The following is a 17832-nucleotide window of genomic DNA, read 5'->3' as shown; positions in this document are numbered from 1 at the left end:
GACGCAGAGAGTTTTTAGAGGTTGTTGACTACTCGTGATATACCATCTTTGATGAGTTTGACGTTGAAGTTTATGATTAGTCCAACTTTTTTATCAGCAAGGCGTAAATAGGTTAATAGTTGCTTGTGGTGTACAGGATTGAGATTTTCTACTGATTTTAGTTCGACAATCACCTTGTCTTCAACTATCAAATCAGCACGGAAACCCTCCTCCAAAACCACACCCTCATAAGTGATAGGAATAACTACCTGTCTTCTGACTTGCAACTTTCGCCGTCTCAACTCAACATCCATCACAGTCTCATAAACAGACTCCAACAAACCAGGTCCCAAAGTTGTGTGAACCTTATAAGCCACATCAACAATAACTCCCGTAATCTCATTCTCAATCATACTCTCTGCGCCTCTGCGTCTCTGCGTGAGTAAAAATTATCTCATGCTTCTCCCACAGCTTCAATAGCTGTCTGTAACGCAATAGATACATGAGTCCAATGTGTACCACCTTGGCAATAAACAATATAAGGCTCTCTCAAAGGTCCATCGGCTGATAATTCCAAGGTGCTACCTTCTATAAATGTCCCCCCAGCCATCACAACTTGGCTTTCGTATCCCGGCATTTCATCAGGTACGGGGTCTAAATAAGAACCAATGGGCGAATTTTGTTGAATAGCTTTACAAAAAGCAATCAGTTTTTTGGCTGAACCGAGTTTAATCGCTTGAATCACATCCCCTCTTGGTGCTAGGGGTGCGGGGTTTACAGGATAACCCAACTTATCAAATACGTACCCTGTTAGGTACGTTCCTTTCATTGCTTCCCCGACTATTTGGGGTGCTAAAAATAATCCTTGGTATAACAAGCGGTTTTGATCAAAGGTTGCACCTCCCGCACTACCTATTCCTGGGGCGGTAAGTCTACAGGCGGCTGCTTCTACTAGGTCAGCTTTTCCGGCTATGTATCCCCCTGCTGTAACCAGTGTACCACCTGGATTTTTGATTAATGACCCGGCTATGAGGTCTGCACCTACGTGGGTTGGTTCTTGGGTGTCTATAAATTCTCCGTAGCAGTTGTCTACAAAACAAACTGTGTTGGGGTTTTGTTGTTTGACGATGTGAATTATTTTTTCAATCTCGGCTATGGAAAGGCTAGGCCGCCATGAGTATCCACAGGAACGCTGAATGAGAACTAAACGAGTATTTTCTGTTATGGCAGTGTTTAAAGCTGTCCAATCTATTTTTCCTTCTTTGGTTAGTTCCAATTGGCGGTATTTTATGCCAAACTCAATAAGAGAACCTTGGTTTTGCCCTCGCAAGCCAATTACCTCTTCCAAAGTATCGTAGGGAGAACCCACTACTGCTAACATTTCATCCCCAGGACGAAGCACACCATACAGCGCACAGGCGATCGCGTGAGTTCCTGAAACAATCTGCACTCGCACCACCGCAGCTTCTGCTCCCATGACCTCAGCAAAAACCTGATCTAAAGTATCTCTTCCTAAGTCATCATGTCCATAACCACTGACACCTGCAAAATGGTGCGCCCCTACACGATGATTCCGAAAGGCATTCAGAACTCTTTGAAGATTATGCTTGACCTGAGCGTCAATACCATAAAAAATTTCTAATAGTGCCTGTTCTGCTTCCCGAAGCTGCTCTAAGCTGTTCATTGTTTCCTCATTAAAAAAAATAATCTAAATATGCGGATTTCTAAATCACGCAGATTAGGCTGGACAATTCCTATAAAGGTTACTGCATGACAATTGCTACTTCCACTAAACTTAAAATTAACTGGGTTAATACCCTGTTCTTCATTGGCCTGCACATCGGCGCTTTATTTGCTTTAATTCCCAGTAACTTTAGCTGGAGAGCAGTTGGTGTTGCATTATTCCTCTACTGGGTTAGCGGTGGTTTAGGTGTGACTCTGGGTTTTCACCGTCTTGTTACCCATCGCAGTTTTCAAACTCCTAAATGGTTGGAGTATTTTTTGGTCTTCTGTGGAACTCTCACCTGTGAAGGTGGACCAATTGAATGGGTGGGTATACACCGAATCCATCATTTGCATTCCGATACAGCTAATGATCCCCATGACTCAAATAAGGGTTTCTGGTGGAGTCATCTTGGTTGGATGATTTATCACTCACCCGCTCATGCTGAAGTTCCTCGCTTCACAAAAGACATTAGTGATGACCCAGTTTATCAGTTTTTACAGAAATATTTCATTTTCTTACAAATTGCCCTGGGATTGGTACTGTTTTTCTTGGGCGGCTGGTCTTTTGTGGTTTGGGGTATTTTTGTCCGCATTGTTTGGGTTTATCACTGCACTTGGCTGGTAAATAGTGCGACTCACAAATTCGGTTATCGCACATATCCAGATTCCGGTGACAATTCTACCAATTGCTGGTGGGTAGCTTTACTGGTATTTGGTGAAGGTTGGCACAATAATCACCATGCTTTTCAATATTCAGCCCGTCACGGTTTGCAATGGTGGGAAATTGATATGACTTGGATGACTATTCAATTACTCCAACTGCTTGGTTTAGCAACAAATATTAAACTGGCAGATAAAAGAGCATAACGCATAATTGATGTTTAAAGTCAATAGTTTTATAGTCGTTTTTTGGGTATGAAACTATTGGCTTTTTGCGTGTAATTACGGAGATTCAAAATAGAAATTATGAATTTTTTAATTTTAATTTTGAATTTTGAATTTTCATCTATCCTAAGTTACTCTTAGGTTGCTATAATTTCAGAAATTCAATGTTACAAAACTTAGCTGTAAACTCATTTTGATTATGACTTTGCAGTCCAGTTTGCTGTTTTTCAGGTATTCATGACTACATCACTAATCAAAGACCAGGAAACTTTCGTCGCCACAAACCTTAGTAAAGACGAAATCAAACTAAAACATATTATCAAAAGTCTACCCAAGGAATGTTTTCAGAAAAATAGCCGCAAAGCGTGGACTACTGTAATTATCAGTTTATCTATGGCAGCGTTAGGCTATTATTTTTTGGCTATTTCTCCCTGGTTTCTTTTACCCATAGCATGGATTTTTACAGGAACGGCTTTAACAGGATTTTTTGTCATAGGTCATGACTGCGGACATCGTTCTTTTGCAAACCGTCGTTGGGTAAATGACCTGGTTGGGCATTTTTTCATGATGTTTTTAATTTACCCTTTTCACAGTTGGAGAATTAAACATAATCATCACCATAAACATACAAATAAATTAGATGAGGATAACGCATGGCATCCCATCAGACCAGAGGTTTTTGCAGGTTGGGATAAAACCAGACAGTCTGCTTTTGAGTTGTTTATCCGCAAGCGTTTTTGGTGGGTAGGTTCTATCGGACATTGGGCAGTTGTGCATTTTGATGCGCGGAAGTTCCAAGCAAAAGATCGGGCTAATGTGAAACTTTCTGTAGGTGTGGTAGTAGCTTTTGCAGCTATTGTTTTTCCCACTTTGATTATTACAACTGGTGTTTGGGGCTTTATTAAATTCTGGTTTATTCCTTGGATGGTTTACCATTTCTGGATGAGTACCTTCACCATTGTTCACCATACAACCGCAGATGTTCCTTTTGAAACCGCTAACAAATGGAACGAAGCGATGGCGCAGTTATTTGGAACTATTCACTGTGATTATCCTCGTTGGGTAGAAATCCTTTGTCACGATATTAACGTTCACGTTCCCCATCATATTTCTACTGCTATTCCCTCCTACAATTTGCGGTTAGCTTACGATAGCATTAAGAAAAATTGGGGTGAATATCTCCATGAAGAATGTAATTTCTCTTGGGATTTAATGAAACAAATTACTAACGAATGTCAACTTTATAAAACTGACATTGGTTATACAACTTTTGATGAATATTACGCCCAGAAAGCTAAATCTCTAGCTTAAATTCAATAATTAACCTCATGATTTAATCAAGCAAAATTTATTAAATCATTTTTCTCAACTTTGCCTGTTTTGGTGGGCATTGCCCACCCTACCTTAATTACTTTTCGTTTTAGAGATTCACAAATCCAGTGCAATTAGAATCAGTTCAATTCAACCAAAATCCTGCTGTTAAATCTTCTCAGGATGAAGATAAACTGCCTTTCACTCTTGCAGATTTAAAAGCTGCTATTCCTGCTGAATGTTTTGAGCCGAGTGTCGCTAAATCACTCTATTATTTTTTCCGTGATGTTGCTATTGTTGCTGGTTTATATGCACTGGCAAATTATCTAGATTCTTGGTATTTCTGGCCAGTTTTCTGGGTGATGCAAGGAACTATGTTTTGGGCTTTGTTTGTAGTAGGTCATGACTGTGGACACCAATCTTTTTCTAAGCACAAATGGCTAAATGATTTGGTTGGTCATCTATCCCATACACCTATTCTTGTACCTTATCACGGTTGGAGAATTAGCCACAGAACCCATCACAAAAATACTGGCAGTGTGGAAAATGATGAAAGCTGGTATCCTTTGAGTGAATCTCAATATAAACAATTACCTTTTCTACAAAAGCTAATCCGCTACTATCTGTTTTTACCTCTAGCTTACCCCATCTATTTATTTCAGCGCACACCAGGTAAAAGTGGTTCACATTTTGACCCCAGAAGTTCCTTGTTTAAACCTTCAGAAAAGTGGGATATTCTCACCAGCACTATCCTTTGGATTGGGATGGTAGGTTTGTTAGGTTTCCTTACCTATCAATGGGGTTGGATGTGGTTAATTAAATACTACGCTGGTCCTTACGTTGTGTTTGTAATTTGGTTGGATTTGGTGACATATTTACACCATACTGAACAAGATTTACCTTGGTATCGTGGTGATAATTGGACTTTTTTAAAGGGTGCAATTTCTACCATTGATAGAGATTATGGCATTTTTAACCATATCCATCATGATATCGGTACTCATGTTGCCCATCATATCTTTTTGAATATGCCTCACTACAATTTGTTGAAGGCAACGGAAGCAATTAAACCTGTGATGGGTGACTATTACTATAAGTCTGATGTTACTATCTGGAAGGCATTACTGCATTCTGCTAAGGTTTGTCGTTTTATTCCTGATGAGGGTGGTAAAGTTTATCACACTTATTATCAAGAGAATGCGAAGTAATTTTTAGGTTTTTGATGTTTATTAAGTCCGCCGAGTGCGGGCTTTTTTGTCTGAATCAGGATGTCCAGGATGTAAGGATTTACAGGATTTTAAGTGATTCAGTTGGCTATCAACTCCGAGGACGTTCAGGTATTTTTAAGTCATATAAAAATAAATGTAAAATTTCCAATGGTGACATTGGGGAAGCATGAATCATTAAGTCATCGTTGCCTGGATGTATATGAAATCGTTTTCCTTTATCATCATTATTATGTTCTGGTAAGTTCAAATCAAATCGCAAAAATTTTGTTGGGTTGTTTTCTAAAAATCTGATTTCAAAATCAAATGCAATAATTTCAGCAGGTTTTATATTTTCATCTACTAAAATTGCAAAATCAAACCAGCAACCATCACATCTTTCAAAATGGGGAATTTCTCTAATACGATCAAAGTTTCGCTTTCCTCCAGTTATTTCAATAATTCCTTTATCTTTAGATGGTGTTTTTTTTAATAAATTATGAATTTGATGAGATTCTGTTTTTAAAAACTTATCATCACGGGCTGCGATTAAAGATTTAAGAATTTCACTTCTTAAAACCTTAGCACTTTTTACTGTTAAGGGAGTTATTTTTAATAACCGTGCTTGAACATCCTCACAAATTTGCACCCAGTCACTTTGGTTACTCAAATTAAATCCCCCCGTTCCAGTAAAACAAGCCATTCAGCATATTCAGGTTCAGGTGGTAAAGTTCGCGTTTCAGCCATTTCAATTATTTGATAGTCTGTTAAACCTGACCATTCTCTGAGTGCTGCTAGTCTTTCCTGAATTTCTTCAACGCTGAGTAATTCTGTATCTTTTAAAAAAGAATATACCCTAGAACCAAGCCAACTTACAATGTTGGGAGCATAAGAAAACATAATTTTTGCTGAGTCGGGAGATAAAACAAGAACTACTCCGCGTTTTCTCATCAGTAAACTTCGCATACAATCCAATTCATACCAATTATTTTTATTCCATTGTTCAAAGTTCCAAAGAATTAAATAATCTTCATTTGCTTGAATAATTTTCTCTACAAAAACATTAGTTGCATCTTGAGCAGATAAACAACCTACTTCACATTCTGTAAAAATGCTCAGAGTTTCTTGTAAATCATCTACTAATTGCTGAATATATAGATTTGAAGTAATCAATGCTGACCAAGTATTTCCTGATGTTGGTTGTGAGCCAATTCTTTGTAATAATTGATCTATAGAAAGTGATTTAAGTAAATTAATCATTGAAATCCATTTTAATCTAAAATTTGTTGAATTAATGGTTTAATAGCTGGATGAATTGCATAACGTAATTTTGGATATCTATATTCAAGAATTACTCTTCTCACCAATAATCGCAAATCTTCGTCAGTTATAGGAATAAATTTTTTAGTTTTAAGCATCTGCTTAATAATTTTTAGTTCATTATCTGATAGGCCAAGTAGTTGATTTCTACCAATTGAATCAACAGCTTTTAAAACTTGTTTTTCTTGTACTTTCTCGTCACCCGATATGTATGTTTCTTCAAGAGATGCTTGTGTTAGCGTAATAAAGTCTCGTAAAACGCCACCAGAAAATTGAATTAAAGCTTTCATTGCTGATTCTTCTATAAAATCTTTGGATGAGCGATTTTTAAGAATTTGTTCAAAAAAATTATAAGCATCTTGGTCATTTTCTATATCAAAAAATGGTTGATAATAGAAGTAATCTAAAATTTTATCAACGGTATCACGATAGTTACCATAAATAGCTGTTAATGGACCAACTAACACTAGACCAATACCCGCAGATGATATTGCTTTTGCATCTGAAAATACAAGCTGCATAAATTTTTGAGCATCGTTTATTCTATCTAATCCATCAAATAAAATAACCAGATTTCCATACTTTTCAGACATAACTTTAGATAAGTTATTGACAGTTTCTACTAACTCTAAATTTATCCCATATCCCTCTACTTTTTTAGGAATAATACCTTTTACTGTAATCAACGTTTCGTAATCGTTAGGTTCGTCATAGTAGTCATAATCATAGTATGTATAACCATTTGCTCGCTTACGAATTAAATCAATTGATTGTATAACATTTTCATCTTTACTGTCTTTCATTAATTCAGCAAGTTCTAGACCTGCAATTGCAGTTAGAACACCAGTGGTTATTTTGGAAATATATGTATATTGACTAACATCTACATATATGGCATGAATATCTTCTATCTCATTCATTTGCTGACAAGCAACTAACAATTGAGTGGTTTTTCCAGAACCAATACCTCCTAAAAGCAGATGTGAAGAAGACGGACGTAAAGCTATTCTTGCTGATATTTCATCTACAAGTAATTTTCCTGGTGCATGGACATAATAACCGCTTTCAATCGCTGCTGATGGATCTGCTGCACCCTCAAAAGCTGCCATTCTTTCCCGAAAAAGCTTGAGACGGTTAGACATATAACTTCAACTCTCTATACAATTTGTTTCTAATGCGAGAAATAACTGAATATCTTTATTGACTATCTTAACTGATCAACAGTTCTGTTTCTCACTTGTAACTTCTAAAACCTACCATTTCCCTGGATGATATGCTTCACCGTTGTCAAGGTTTCCAAACTAATAAACCCTCTACGGTGTCCTTTTTGATTGGACATTCCCAAAAATACGGAATCTCCCCGTGAAGGGTTACGAGAAAACCGAGGGGAAGCATTGATATAAGTAGAGGCGCTATTGACTCCTAATGCAAATTGGCGACTTTCTTGGTAAGAGTCTGTAACTATTGCATCCGCATGACCGCTACTATATTGATTAATCCAAGCGATCGCACTTTCTAAGCTATCTACTAATTTAAACGCTACGGTTTTACTTAAATACGGTGTTCCCCATTCTCCGTCTTTTGCTAATTGTAATTGGGGAAAGGCTTCTACTAATTCTGCATCTGCTTTGAGTTCAAAGCCTTTTTCTTTTAAGCTATTCCACAGCACAGGCAAGGAAGATGGTAAAGCTTGACGATGAATTAAAACTTTTTCAATGGCATTGACTGGATCTGGTTCACTTTTATGGCTATCTAAAATCATCCAGCGTACCATTTCTAAACTACCATTGAGGGACCAGTACAGGTAACAATTGCCCATTGCTGACTTTAACACGGGACAGGTGGCTTGTCTGACTACTTGCTGAATTAAGCTAGAACGTCCGTAGGGTATGACTAAACTTAAATACTGGTCTTGAGTGACTAAATCCCGTAAAGAAGTACCATGTTCAGTGGTGACTAATTCTATACAACCTGGGGGTAAACCAACTTCACTAATGGCTGTTTGCAGAACTTCGGCGATCGCCGCATTAGAATGACTAGCTTCTGTACTGCCTTTGAGAATCACAGTATTACCAGTTTTCAAACAAAAACCAGCAGTGATCGCCCCTAGTTCTGGAAAAGCCTCATAAATAAACCCAATTACTCCCAAAGGCATCAACTGGGTATAACTTTGAGAATCTTCCTGTTGATAATCAGCATTTCTCACCCGTCGCAAGGGATCGGATAATTCCCCCAAACGTTGGAGAATCTCAACAGTATTCTCTAACCGAGAGGGAGTTAATTTCAGCCAATCCAAAATTAATTCTGGTACTGCCATTTCCCGACTAGCTTCTAGATCCAGGGTATTGGCTTCGAGAATGTCGTCAAAGGAGCGTTTTAGCGCCCGTGCCATTGCCAACACAGCGCGACTTCGGTCTGCCCCTTTGGTAGTTCCTAACTTCAGGGAAGCTTGATAAGCGCGTTTGGCGCTGTTCATTGGTTCGGGATAATCATCAAAAGCTTCAACAGTCATCCGATTTTGGATTTTAGATTTTGGATTAGTTCCTCGGATAAATCCGGGGCGCTGATGCAGTTAACGTCTGTAAGTAAGCCAGACCATAATTGCTGGCAGAATAGCTAATAGCACCGCCACTATTGCCCAAGCAATAATACTCGAACCATTTGCCAAGCGTAATGCTAACGGTAGCCATATAATGACTAACACGAAAATAATGCCCAACGCTATCGGCAGATAACTTTCTGCCAATTTTGGTTGAATCAGATTCCAGCTTTTCCCTGTCCAGCGCCAAGCCCGCTTATAGGGATAAGTGGTAGAAAGTTGCTCCAGTACATATCCATTATCTTCAACGACAAATATTTGCTGACAGCGATCGCAGCCAAATGCTTCTGTCAGGGTAATGGGAATTAACCGCCCCCGACGACGACAAGGACAAGTATAATCCGTATTGAAGTCTATTTTTTCCGGTTTTTGAGATGGCACAAGCAGTCTAAATAACTTGAGCGAGTTTTTGTTAACGGTTTTGGGTGGGAATGCCAAAAATTACTTTTTGGTCAACATCCCCACACTTAGCATTATTTCTAGTATATTTCTGCAAGCATTGTAGCCGCTATTTTCAATTAGACAAAATAGGAAGCAGGAGGCAGAAGGCAGGAGTTTATACAATTAAAAATTTTAGGTCTGAAAATCTAATCATGATTTCCCAGACCTAATGACTTTTTTGGTTACTTATTCTATTTCTATGTTATTATTTTCAGAGCGGGTAACGCGATTCGAACGCGCGACATCAACCTTGGCAAGGTTGCGCTCTACCACTGAGCTATACCCGCGACCTCAACATAATCTTAGTATTTCAGATTTATCTAGGTTTGTCAACCCCTATTGGAAATTTTTTTTTGAGAAGTCAGAAGTCGTAGAGGCGAAGCATTCGGACAAAAATATTGGGGAAAAATCGAGAATTGATCACCCGAATGCTTCGCCCGTACAGGAGGCAGGAGTCAAGAGTCAGGAGGTAAATATTTCTCCCCATCTCCCCAAACTCTCTTTTAAACTACTTCTGACTGTACCAATTTTTGGACTGATGCTGGTAAAGACTGAGAGTTACTGGCATAAGGTTCTGCTAGGTTGGAACGTAGTTGACGCATCAAACTGGCCATTTCTATGGCATTCATGGCATAATCCCAGCCATGATTACTTTTAATCCCTGCTCTTTCCAATGCTTGCTGCATGGTATCTGTGGTCAAAATGCCAAAAATCACAGGTACACCAGTTTGAAAGCTGGCTGCTGCAATACCCTTGGCTACTTCAGCAGATACATAATCAAAATGGGGTGTTTGTCCTTTAATTACCGCACCCAAGCAAATTATGGCATCATAACGTTGAGAGAGTGCCAACTGACGAGCGACGGTAGGAACTTCAAAACTGCCTGGAACCCATACATAATCTACTTGATTGCCTTGGGGGTCAGGATCTATACCGTGACGTTTTAGGCAATCTTGACATCCTTCTAAAAGCTTAACGGTAACTAGATCATTGAATCGACCGATCACCATTGCAAACTTTAAAGGTTCTGTTTGAGTAAAGTTGCCCTCAAAAACTGCCATGACTGCCTCTTATAACTATACTTCTTAGCCAATACATTTTTCTGGATGGAAATAAAGGAGCAGGAAAGCAATATCAGCACGGAAAAAGAACAAAGAAATTTTTGCTTCCCTTTCCTGTGAGTTCAGCTTTTCTGCTCCTCTGGTTTTTATGTTATGTGTGAACGCTTGTGTGCAGCCGTTGTCTACACCACAAAAAAGTTTAATAAACCAACTAAAAGCACTAAAGCAATCCAAACACCAGAACCAACCCACAGCAGCTTTTTAGATTCCACCCAGTTTTGAGGGGTTGCGTAAGCAACAGGAACACCAATAACCAGGACGAAGGACATCAGAACGAGAGATACTAAAGCAAATTGGAATACTATGGTCATTTTTACTTTTCCCAACACAGCGAAATCGTAACTTTCACCAAGACTGTCACGATATGATAGACAGACTAGGCTGATCAGTGAACCATTTAATTTAGGTCTTCTGAACAATTAATATTTTAAAGCTGCTTTGTAACAGTTGATCAGTTATTAGGAAAGAGGTAATGGGTAATGGGTAATGGGTTATTAACCTCCCCCTGCTCTCTTTTCTGTCCCCAGTCCCCAGTCACCAGTCCCCAATCACCTATCATGGATATAATTCTTTGTCACACAACTGCTGATTTTGACGCTTTAGGGGCGGCTGTGGGGTTAACTTGCCTCAAGCCAGGAAGTAAGATTGTCTTAACTGGGGGATCTCATCCACCGGTACGAGATTTTTTGGCTTTGTATCGGGATGAATATTCACTGATTGAAAGACGTTCTGTAAATCCTGAAAAAATACGTTCTTTGATGGTTGTAGATACTCAACAGCGCGATCGCTTAGGAAAAGCTGCTGTATGGTTAGATTTACCGCATATTCAAGAAATCATAGTTTATGACCATCATTTAACACAAGATAGCAATATTCCCACCACAAAATTATATATTGATAAAGTCGGTGCAACGACCACTTTAATGGTGGAAGAATTACAAAAACAGCATATTTCTATTAATCCTGCTCAAGCAACAGTAATGGCTTTGGGTATTCATGTTGATACAGGTTCTTTAACTTATGATCAGTCTACGCCCAGAGATGCTTTGGCTTTAGCTTGGTTGATGCAGCAAGGGGCAAGTTTATCTGTAATTGCAACTTACCGAGATCCAGGTTTATCTCCCCAACTACAAAAATTATTAACTCAATCTTTGGAAAATTTAGAATATATTTGTTTCCGGGGATATACCATTGGACGAGTTACTCTCAAAACTGATAATTTTGTACCTGGTTTATCAGCTTTAGCATCAGAACTGGTAGAATTAACAGAAATAGATGCTTTACTGTTAGCCCATGAATATCTTTTAGAAGATGGAGAAGTTAGATTAACAGTAATTGGTAGAAGCCAAATTACCCATACCAATCTTAATCTTTTATTTCAACCTTTCGATGGTGGTGGACATTCTCAAGCTGCATCTTTCAATATTAGAACCACTGATTCACAATCAATTTTACAACAACTATTAGCAGGGTTAAAATCACAAATTCCCCATCCTCCCACAGCCAGAGATTTAATGTCTTCTCCTGTGCGAACTATTCGCCCAGAAACCACTATTGCTGAAGCTCAAAGAATTTTACTGCGTTACGGACATTCTGGTTTATCTGTTGTCAATCATCAAGATAAATTAGTGGGTATTATTTCTCGACGTGATTTAGATATTGCTTTACATCACGGATTTAATCATGCACCAGTTAAAGGTTACATGACCACTAATTTAAAGACCATTACGCCAGACGCTACCCTACCACAAATTGAGTATTTAATGGTTACTTATGACATTGGACGTTTACCAGTTTTAGAAAATGAAAATCTCGTTGGTATTGTCACTCGTACTGATGTTTTAAGGGAACTGCATCAAAGTGATATAAGTGATGAAGAAATAGATCAAAAAAGCGAAAATAATATTACATTACCACAATTACAAGCTAAATTAAAGCCGCAACTTTGGCAATTATTAAATATAGCATCTCAAGCAGCTGAAAAACGTGGTTGGCATCTTTATTTAGTAGGTGGTGCAGTACGTGATTTACTATTAGCAGAAGGACAAACTGGCACATTAATGATTAATGATATTGATTTAGTGGTAGATGGTTTTCATCAAGCAGCGGATGTGGGTGCAGGTGTGGAACTAGCAAAAGTATTGCAGGAAGTTTATCAAAATGCACGTTTAGAAATTCATGGTGCATTTCAAACTGCTGCTTTATTATGGCATAAACACCCAGAATTAAATTCATTATGGGTAGATATTGCCACTTCAAGAACAGAATTTTATCCTTATCCCGCAGCTAACCCAGAAGTTGAAGCTAGTTCTATTCGTCAAGATTTATATAGAAGAGATTTTACAATTAATGCAATGGCATTAAGGTTAACATCTCCCCGTAGCGGTGAATTATTAGATTTTTTTGGTGGTTTATTAGATTTACAAGCTAAGGAAATCAGAGTTTTACACCCTAACAGTTTTATTGAAGATCCTACTCGTATTTATCGCGGAGTTCGCTTTGCTGTGCGGTTTGGATTTGCCATTGAACAGCGAACAAAAGAGTATATTAACTATGCCATAAATAGCGGAGTTTATGACAGAACAACTCAAGAAAATGTCAAAACTCCCGCTTTACAAACTCGGTTAAAAACTGAATTAAAACATATTGTAGAAGCTCCCTATTGGCAATCTGCTTTACAATTATTAGATGATTTGGGTGCTTTACAATGTATCCATCCTACCCTAAAATTAGATATTTATATTTTACGAGAATTACGTTTATTGGAAAAATTAATTATCATATATTTGCGAAGCTGTGAAAAACAACAAATATTACATCCTTTTTTACATCCTTGGCAAATGCGTTTAGATTTATTAATTGCCCATTTAGAACCGCAATATAGAACAAAGGTAGCTAAAAATCTACAATTAGCTGATGATAGTATTAATAGATTAAAGAAATTAGCAGAAATGCAAACAGAGGTAATTTCATTATTACCAAGTTGTGAATTACCGAGTCAAATAGTCCACTTATTGAAAAAATATGATGCACCAACTTTAATGTTAGTTGCCTTGAAAAGTCCCCGCCAAGTTAGACGGAAAATCTGGTATTATTTAACTAATTTGGCAAATGTCCAACCTTTGTTAAATGGCAATGATTTAAAACAATTGGGGTATAAACCCAGTCCGATTTTTAAACAAATTTTGGATGATTTATTGACTGCTACTCTTGATGGTATCATTAAGGATGAATCTGAAGCGCGGGAATTTTTAGCTAAACATTATCCTCGTTAATTTTAATATTGCCAGAATCAGGATGTCCAAGATTTGAGGATTTTCAGGATGTTGATTTAATGTTGATTTAAAAATTAGTAATTTGAATTAGTAATTTATATGTGAAAAAGTGCTGTTACCTAATTCTGAAAAATTCCACCTTAAACACCAACAAAAAATTAATCAATTACCATCCTGTACATCCTTTAATCCTGGTTATCCTGATTCTGACAAATTCTATTTTTTAAAACGAACCACAGAGTCACATAGAACACAGAGAAAAACAACATCATGTAAATCCTTAAATCCAGGAAATTCTGATCATGATCTAAAAATCATCTGCGTTCATCTGCGTTTAATTTTTGATATTTAATATTTAATCCTGTAAATCCTCTAATCCTGGACATCCTGATTCTGACAAATCCTGATTGTGACAATTTAAATTTAATTATTCTACTTAATTTAAATTGAACTAATAAATAGTTAATATTAAATTAAATATATTGCAATAAATATTTACGTATGTATTCATAATTATTTAGATATTAAAATTATTTAATAATTCCAGTATTTGAGGGATTACCAGCTAAAATTATACAAATTCATTAGCGTCCCAATACTGATAAAATTCTGAATGATAGTCAACACCTGATGCTGAATGCAAGTTATAATTTTCTTGCGGAGCAACTTTACAAAAATTTATGAGTAATCCTCTTGTGCAAGCCTTTTTTGTAGGCAGAGCAGTAGCAGAAGTAATTAATGAGCGTGTAGAAGTCGCCTTGACCGATGCTTTGAGCGAACTGGGTAAATTTGATGCTGAAGCCAGAGAACAGTTACGCCAGTTTACAGAGGAAGTCATAGCACGAGCTAATCGGGCTGCCGAAGCCTCAGCAACTGGAACAACCAAAGGTAGCGGTGCATCTGGTGTAGGTTCAACAGACTTACAAGCAGAAATTGACGAATTGCGGGCAGAAATCGCCTTATTACGCACTGAATTACAAAAATATCGCAGTGCGTCAAAATAGATAAAGGGAACGGGGAACGGGGAACAGGGAACAGGGAACAGGGAAAAATAACATTTATTACCCATTACCTATTACCCATTACCCATTACGAAGAGTGTCTGTTATTAGTGGAGATTCCGTGAATACCCAACGGTACGAAAAAAATATGGAACAAGGTTATTCAGGTAAGGCTTACCGTTGGAATCGGGAAAAATACTCTAGCAAACGCCGTTTTGTGGATATTTGGTCTTTTGTTCTGACTTTAATGTTCAAAATTTGGCGGTATAATAAAGCTTGGAGTTATCCTGGGGGTGTAACGGAAGCTAAACAAGCTGCTAGACGTAAAGCCCAAGCTATCTGGATTAGAGAGACCTTTTTAAATTTGGGACCGACTTTTATTAAAGTTGGTCAGCTGTTCTCTACCCGTGCTGATATCTTTCCTAGTGAATACGTGGAAGAGTTATCTAAGTTACAGGATAGAGTACCAGCCTTTAGCTATGAACAAGTAGAGGCAATTATTGAGCAGGAGTTAGGTAAAAAAATTCCTGAACTATTCCACAGTTTTGAACCAGTTCCCCTGGCTGCTGCTAGTTTGGGACAAGTTCACAAAGCTGTGTTACATTCTGGAGAATCGGTAGTTGTCAAGGTGCAACGTCCGGGACTCAAAAAGCTGTTTGAAATAGATTTACAAATTCTCAAAGGTATTGCCCGCTACTTCCAAAATCATCCTAAATGGGGACGGGGACGAGATTGGATGGGTATTTATGAAGAATGTTGTCGCATTCTCTGGGAGGAAATTGATTACCTAAATGAAGGGCGCAATGCTGATACTTTTCGCCGCAATTTCCGCGCTTATAACTGGGTGAAAGTACCCAGAGTTTATTGGCGTTATGCTACTTCTAGGGTCATTACTTTGGAATATGTTCCCGGAATTAAAGTGAGTCAATATGACGCTTTAGAAGCTGCGGGTGTGGATCGGAGAGCGATCGCTCGTTATGGCGCTCAAGCATATTTACACCAATTACTAAATAACGGTTTCTTCCACGCTGATCCCCACCCTGGTAATTTGGCAGTTAGTGCCGATGGTGCTTTGATTTTCTACGACTTCGGGATGATGGGAACAATTAAATCCAATGTCCGCGAAGGATTGATGGAAACTTTGTTTGGCATCGCTCAAAAAGATGGCGATCGCGTGGTACAGTCTCTGATTGATTTGGGTGCGATCGCACCAATAGACGACATGGGTCCGGTGCGGCGTTCTGTCCAGTATATGCTGGATAACTTCATGGATAAACCTTTTGAATCTCAATCAGTGGCCGCCATCAGCGAAGACCTGTATGAAATAGCTTACAATCAACCATTTAGATTTCCAGCAACTTTTACCTTTGTCATGCGGGCTTTTTCTACCCTGGAAGGGGTGGGAAAGGGTTTAGACCCAGAATTTAATTTTATGGAAGTTGCCCAGCCTTATGCAATGGAACTTATGACTAATAGTAGTGGTTCAGAGGGGAATAGTTTCTTGAATGAATTAAGTCGTCAAGCAGTACAAGTCAGTAGCACTGCTTTAGGTCTACCACGTCGATTAGAAGATACACTGGATAAACTAGAACGGGGTGATATTCGTCTGCGGGTTCGTTCCCTAGAAACAGAACGTCTGTTAAGGCGACAAACTAGTATTCAAATGGGAATGAGTTATGCTTTGATCATCAGTGGATTTACAATTTCTGCTACGATTCTTTTGGTGAATCATTATGTATGGTTAGCAGCAGTAGCAGGTTTAATTGCTGCCGGAGTTTCACTTGTACTTCTCCGCCTAATTTCACGCCTTGACCGTTATGATCAGAAGTATTAATTATTGCTGCACAAATTTATGAAACTTAACTTCGTCGGTTTGACCGATCCAGGACTTATTCGTTCTAATAATCAAGATGCTTACTATATAGACCCGGAAGGACGGTTTTTTATAGTTGCTGACGGTATGGGCGGTCATGCAGGAGGAGAACAGGCCAGTCACATTGCTACCCAAGAAATTCGGGGATATTTAGAAAAAAATTGGCAATCTTCTGAATCTACGCCAGAATTATTAAAAAACGCTTTATTGTTCGCTAATGAAGCAATTTTGCAGGATCAGCAAAATCATCCTGAACGTGCTGATATGGGGACTACTGCTGTTGTAGTGGTTTTTCGTGATTCAGATTTACCTTGGTGCGCTCATATCGGCGATTCAAGATTATATCGTTATCGGAAATCCCAATTAGAGCAAATCACAGAGGATCATACTTGGGTGGCCAGAGCTATCAAAATAGGCGATATCACTGAGGAAGAAGCTAGAGTTCATCCCTTCCGTCATGTTTTATCTCGCTGCTTGGGACGTGAAGACTTGCATCAGGTTGAAGGACAACCACTAGATATCCAGGTTGGCGATCGCTTACTTTTATGTAGTGATGGACTCACGGAAGAACTCGTCGCTCCCCAAATTAAAACTTGCCTTGACAATTTTCCCGTATTGGATAAAGCTGCTTTCTCTTTGGTTGAAGCAGCAAAAGAGGAAGGTGGACACGACAACATTACTGTTGTCCTTGTAGTTGTTGAGGAAAATTCATAATAGGGAATAGGGAATAGGGAATTAGGGATTGCTGATAGCGTAGCGTGGCGTTAGCCATATAAATATGAAAACTTTACGAAACTGTCACCTGTCACCTGTCACCTGTCACTGGTCTTTCACAGATAACTTTTTCAGCAAACCCTAATTATCTATTCTTCCCATATCCCTATCTTCCAATGCCCAAAAACCAACAAAGTAAATATACTCAGCATTTTGTTCAATTTGAGCATTTTTTATGTTAGCAAATTGCTAAAAATATCTTTAAGCCTTTCAATTCACCTGATGAGGCTAAATTTACATTAGACTTCTCCGAAAAAGACGTAGAGACAATTCATGAATTGTCCCTACCAAAGGCTTCAGGTTATGCTTATGTAATTCTCGGA

16 protein-coding genes and 1 tRNA gene are annotated in these 17832 nt (G+C 38.3%); 7 read left to right on the top strand and 10 right to left on the bottom strand.

Going from position 1 to position 17832, the window contains the following annotated elements; all coding sequences use genetic code 11:
• Positions 1–14 precede the first annotated feature (14 nt).
• Together H6F47_RS04420 and H6F47_RS04415 are read right to left on the bottom strand one after the other, a co-directional pair.
• Positions 15–392, bottom strand: a complete 378-nt coding sequence (locus H6F47_RS04420; protein ID WP_190348267.1) for a GxxExxY protein — start codon at positions 390–392, stop codon at positions 15–17.
• A gap of 41 nt (positions 393–433) precedes the next feature.
• A complete protein-coding gene (locus H6F47_RS04415; RefSeq protein ID WP_190647828.1) occupies positions 434–1663 on the bottom strand; it encodes a methionine gamma-lyase family protein in 1230 nt (409 codons plus the stop codon).
• Between the two features lie 86 nt (positions 1664–1749).
• Between H6F47_RS04415 and H6F47_RS04410 the strand changes: the two genes are divergently transcribed.
• The 3 genes from H6F47_RS04410 (at position 1750) to H6F47_RS04400 (ending at position 5108) form a co-directional block, all read left to right on the top strand.
• Entirely contained in the window at positions 1750–2571 is an 822-nt protein-coding gene (locus H6F47_RS04410; protein ID WP_096568895.1) for an acyl-CoA desaturase, read from the top strand.
• Between the two features lie 255 nt (positions 2572–2826).
• Positions 2827–3900: a fatty acid desaturase gene (locus tag H6F47_RS04405; RefSeq protein ID WP_137666734.1), complete on the top strand. Its 1074-nt coding sequence runs from the start codon at positions 2827–2829 to the stop codon at positions 3898–3900.
• Between the two features lie 128 nt (positions 3901–4028).
• Entirely contained in the window at positions 4029–5108 is a 1080-nt protein-coding gene (locus H6F47_RS04400) for a DUF3474 domain-containing protein (RefSeq protein WP_190647827.1), read from the top strand.
• Between the two features lie 109 nt (positions 5109–5217).
• Here H6F47_RS04400 and H6F47_RS04395 read toward each other — a convergent pair whose 3' ends face one another.
• The 8 genes from H6F47_RS04395 to psbZ form a co-directional block, all read right to left on the bottom strand.
• Positions 5218–5775 carry a hypothetical protein gene (locus H6F47_RS04395; protein ID WP_190647826.1) on the bottom strand — a complete coding sequence of 186 codons (558 nt, stop codon included), beginning with the start codon at positions 5773–5775 and terminating at the stop codon, positions 5218–5220.
• Positions 5772–6365: an ABC transporter permease gene (locus H6F47_RS04390; protein ID WP_190647825.1), complete on the bottom strand. Its 594-nt coding sequence runs from the start codon at positions 6363–6365 to the stop codon at positions 5772–5774. The genes H6F47_RS04395 and H6F47_RS04390 overlap by 4 nt, the downstream gene beginning before the upstream one ends.
• 11 nt (positions 6366–6376) lie before the next feature.
• Positions 6377–7567, bottom strand: a complete 1191-nt coding sequence (locus H6F47_RS04385; RefSeq protein ID WP_190647823.1) for a hypothetical protein — start codon at positions 7565–7567, stop codon at positions 6377–6379.
• Between the two features lie 104 nt (positions 7568–7671).
• Complete coding sequence (locus tag H6F47_RS04380; protein ID WP_096568906.1) at positions 7672–8937, bottom strand: glutamate-5-semialdehyde dehydrogenase; 1266 nt, start codon at positions 8935–8937, stop codon at positions 7672–7674.
• A 60-nt stretch (positions 8938–8997) separates the two neighbouring features.
• Entirely contained in the window at positions 8998–9405 is a 408-nt protein-coding gene (locus H6F47_RS04375; RefSeq protein ID WP_190647821.1) for a hypothetical protein, read from the bottom strand.
• Positions 9406–9680: 275 nt separating this feature from the next.
• Positions 9681–9752: transfer RNA gene (locus H6F47_RS04370), tRNA-Gly, on the bottom strand.
• Positions 9753–9968: 216 nt separating this feature from the next.
• Positions 9969–10526: a 6,7-dimethyl-8-ribityllumazine synthase gene (gene ribH / locus H6F47_RS04365; RefSeq protein WP_190347619.1), complete on the bottom strand. Its 558-nt coding sequence runs from the start codon at positions 10524–10526 to the stop codon at positions 9969–9971.
• A 182-nt stretch (positions 10527–10708) separates the two neighbouring features.
• Positions 10709–10897 (bottom strand): photosystem II reaction center protein PsbZ, encoded by a 189-nt coding sequence (gene psbZ / locus H6F47_RS04360; RefSeq protein ID WP_096568955.1) that lies wholly within the window; start codon positions 10895–10897, stop codon positions 10709–10711.
• A gap of 246 nt (positions 10898–11143) precedes the next feature.
• Here psbZ and H6F47_RS04355 point away from each other — a divergent pair, with 246 nt between their 5' ends.
• The 4 genes from H6F47_RS04355 to H6F47_RS04340 all read left to right on the top strand — a co-directional run bounded on the left by H6F47_RS04355 (position 11144) and on the right by H6F47_RS04340 (position 17449).
• Positions 11144–13861: a CBS domain-containing protein gene (locus H6F47_RS04355; RefSeq protein ID WP_190647842.1), complete on the top strand. Its 2718-nt coding sequence runs from the start codon at positions 11144–11146 to the stop codon at positions 13859–13861.
• Between the two features lie 680 nt (positions 13862–14541).
• Positions 14542–14865, top strand: a complete 324-nt coding sequence (locus H6F47_RS04350) for a DUF6825 family protein (RefSeq protein WP_137666737.1) — start codon at positions 14542–14544, stop codon at positions 14863–14865.
• A gap of 145 nt (positions 14866–15010) precedes the next feature.
• Positions 15011–16696 carry an AarF/ABC1/UbiB kinase family protein gene (locus H6F47_RS04345; protein WP_137666745.1) on the top strand — a complete coding sequence of 562 codons (1686 nt, stop codon included), beginning with the start codon at positions 15011–15013 and terminating at the stop codon, positions 16694–16696.
• Between the two features lie 18 nt (positions 16697–16714).
• The gene (locus tag H6F47_RS04340; RefSeq protein WP_096568968.1) at positions 16715–17449 is read left to right on the top strand and encodes a PP2C family serine/threonine-protein phosphatase; all 735 of its coding nucleotides are present in this window, start codon (positions 16715–16717) and stop codon (positions 17447–17449) included.
• Positions 17450–17832: the final 383 nt, after the last annotated feature.

The sequence above is a fragment of the Sphaerospermopsis sp. FACHB-1094 genome (genome assembly GCF_014696195.1).
Lineage (GTDB): Bacteria > Cyanobacteriota > Cyanobacteriia > Cyanobacteriales > Nostocaceae > Sphaerospermopsis > Sphaerospermopsis kisseleviana.
This window is presented reverse-complemented; position numbering and strand designations above follow the sequence as displayed.

Bases quoted from the DNA above. Each gene is read 5' to 3' on its own strand.
- H6F47_RS04410 (WP_096568895.1), top strand. From the start codon at position 1,750: ATGACAATTGCTACTTCCACTAAACTTAAAATTAACTGGGTTAATACC.
- H6F47_RS04355 (WP_190647842.1), top strand. From the start codon at position 11,144: ATGGATATAATTCTTTGTCACACAACTGCTGATTTTGACGCTTTAGGG.
- H6F47_RS04340 (WP_096568968.1), top strand. From the start codon at position 16,715: ATGAAACTTAACTTCGTCGGTTTGACCGATCCAGGACTTATTCGTTCT.
- H6F47_RS04350 (WP_137666737.1), top strand. From the start codon at position 14,542: ATGAGTAATCCTCTTGTGCAAGCCTTTTTTGTAGGCAGAGCAGTAGCA.
- H6F47_RS04390 (WP_190647825.1), bottom strand. From the start codon at position 6,365: ATGATTAATTTACTTAAATCACTTTCTATAGATCAATTATTACAAAGA.
- H6F47_RS04405 (WP_137666734.1), top strand. From the start codon at position 2,827: ATGACTACATCACTAATCAAAGACCAGGAAACTTTCGTCGCCACAAAC.
- H6F47_RS04380 (WP_096568906.1), bottom strand. From the start codon at position 8,937: ATGACTGTTGAAGCTTTTGATGATTATCCCGAACCAATGAACAGCGCC.
- H6F47_RS04385 (WP_190647823.1), bottom strand. From the start codon at position 7,567: ATGTCTAACCGTCTCAAGCTTTTTCGGGAAAGAATGGCAGCTTTTGAG.
- ribH (WP_190347619.1), bottom strand. From the start codon at position 10,526: ATGGCAGTTTTTGAGGGCAACTTTACTCAAACAGAACCTTTAAAGTTT.
- H6F47_RS04345 (WP_137666745.1), top strand. From the start codon at position 15,011: ATGGAACAAGGTTATTCAGGTAAGGCTTACCGTTGGAATCGGGAAAAA.
- H6F47_RS04420 (WP_190348267.1), bottom strand. From the start codon at position 392: ATGATTGAGAATGAGATTACGGGAGTTATTGTTGATGTGGCTTATAAG.
- psbZ (WP_096568955.1), bottom strand. From the start codon at position 10,897: ATGACCATAGTATTCCAATTTGCTTTAGTATCTCTCGTTCTGATGTCC.
- H6F47_RS04415 (WP_190647828.1), bottom strand. From the start codon at position 1,663: ATGAACAGCTTAGAGCAGCTTCGGGAAGCAGAACAGGCACTATTAGAA.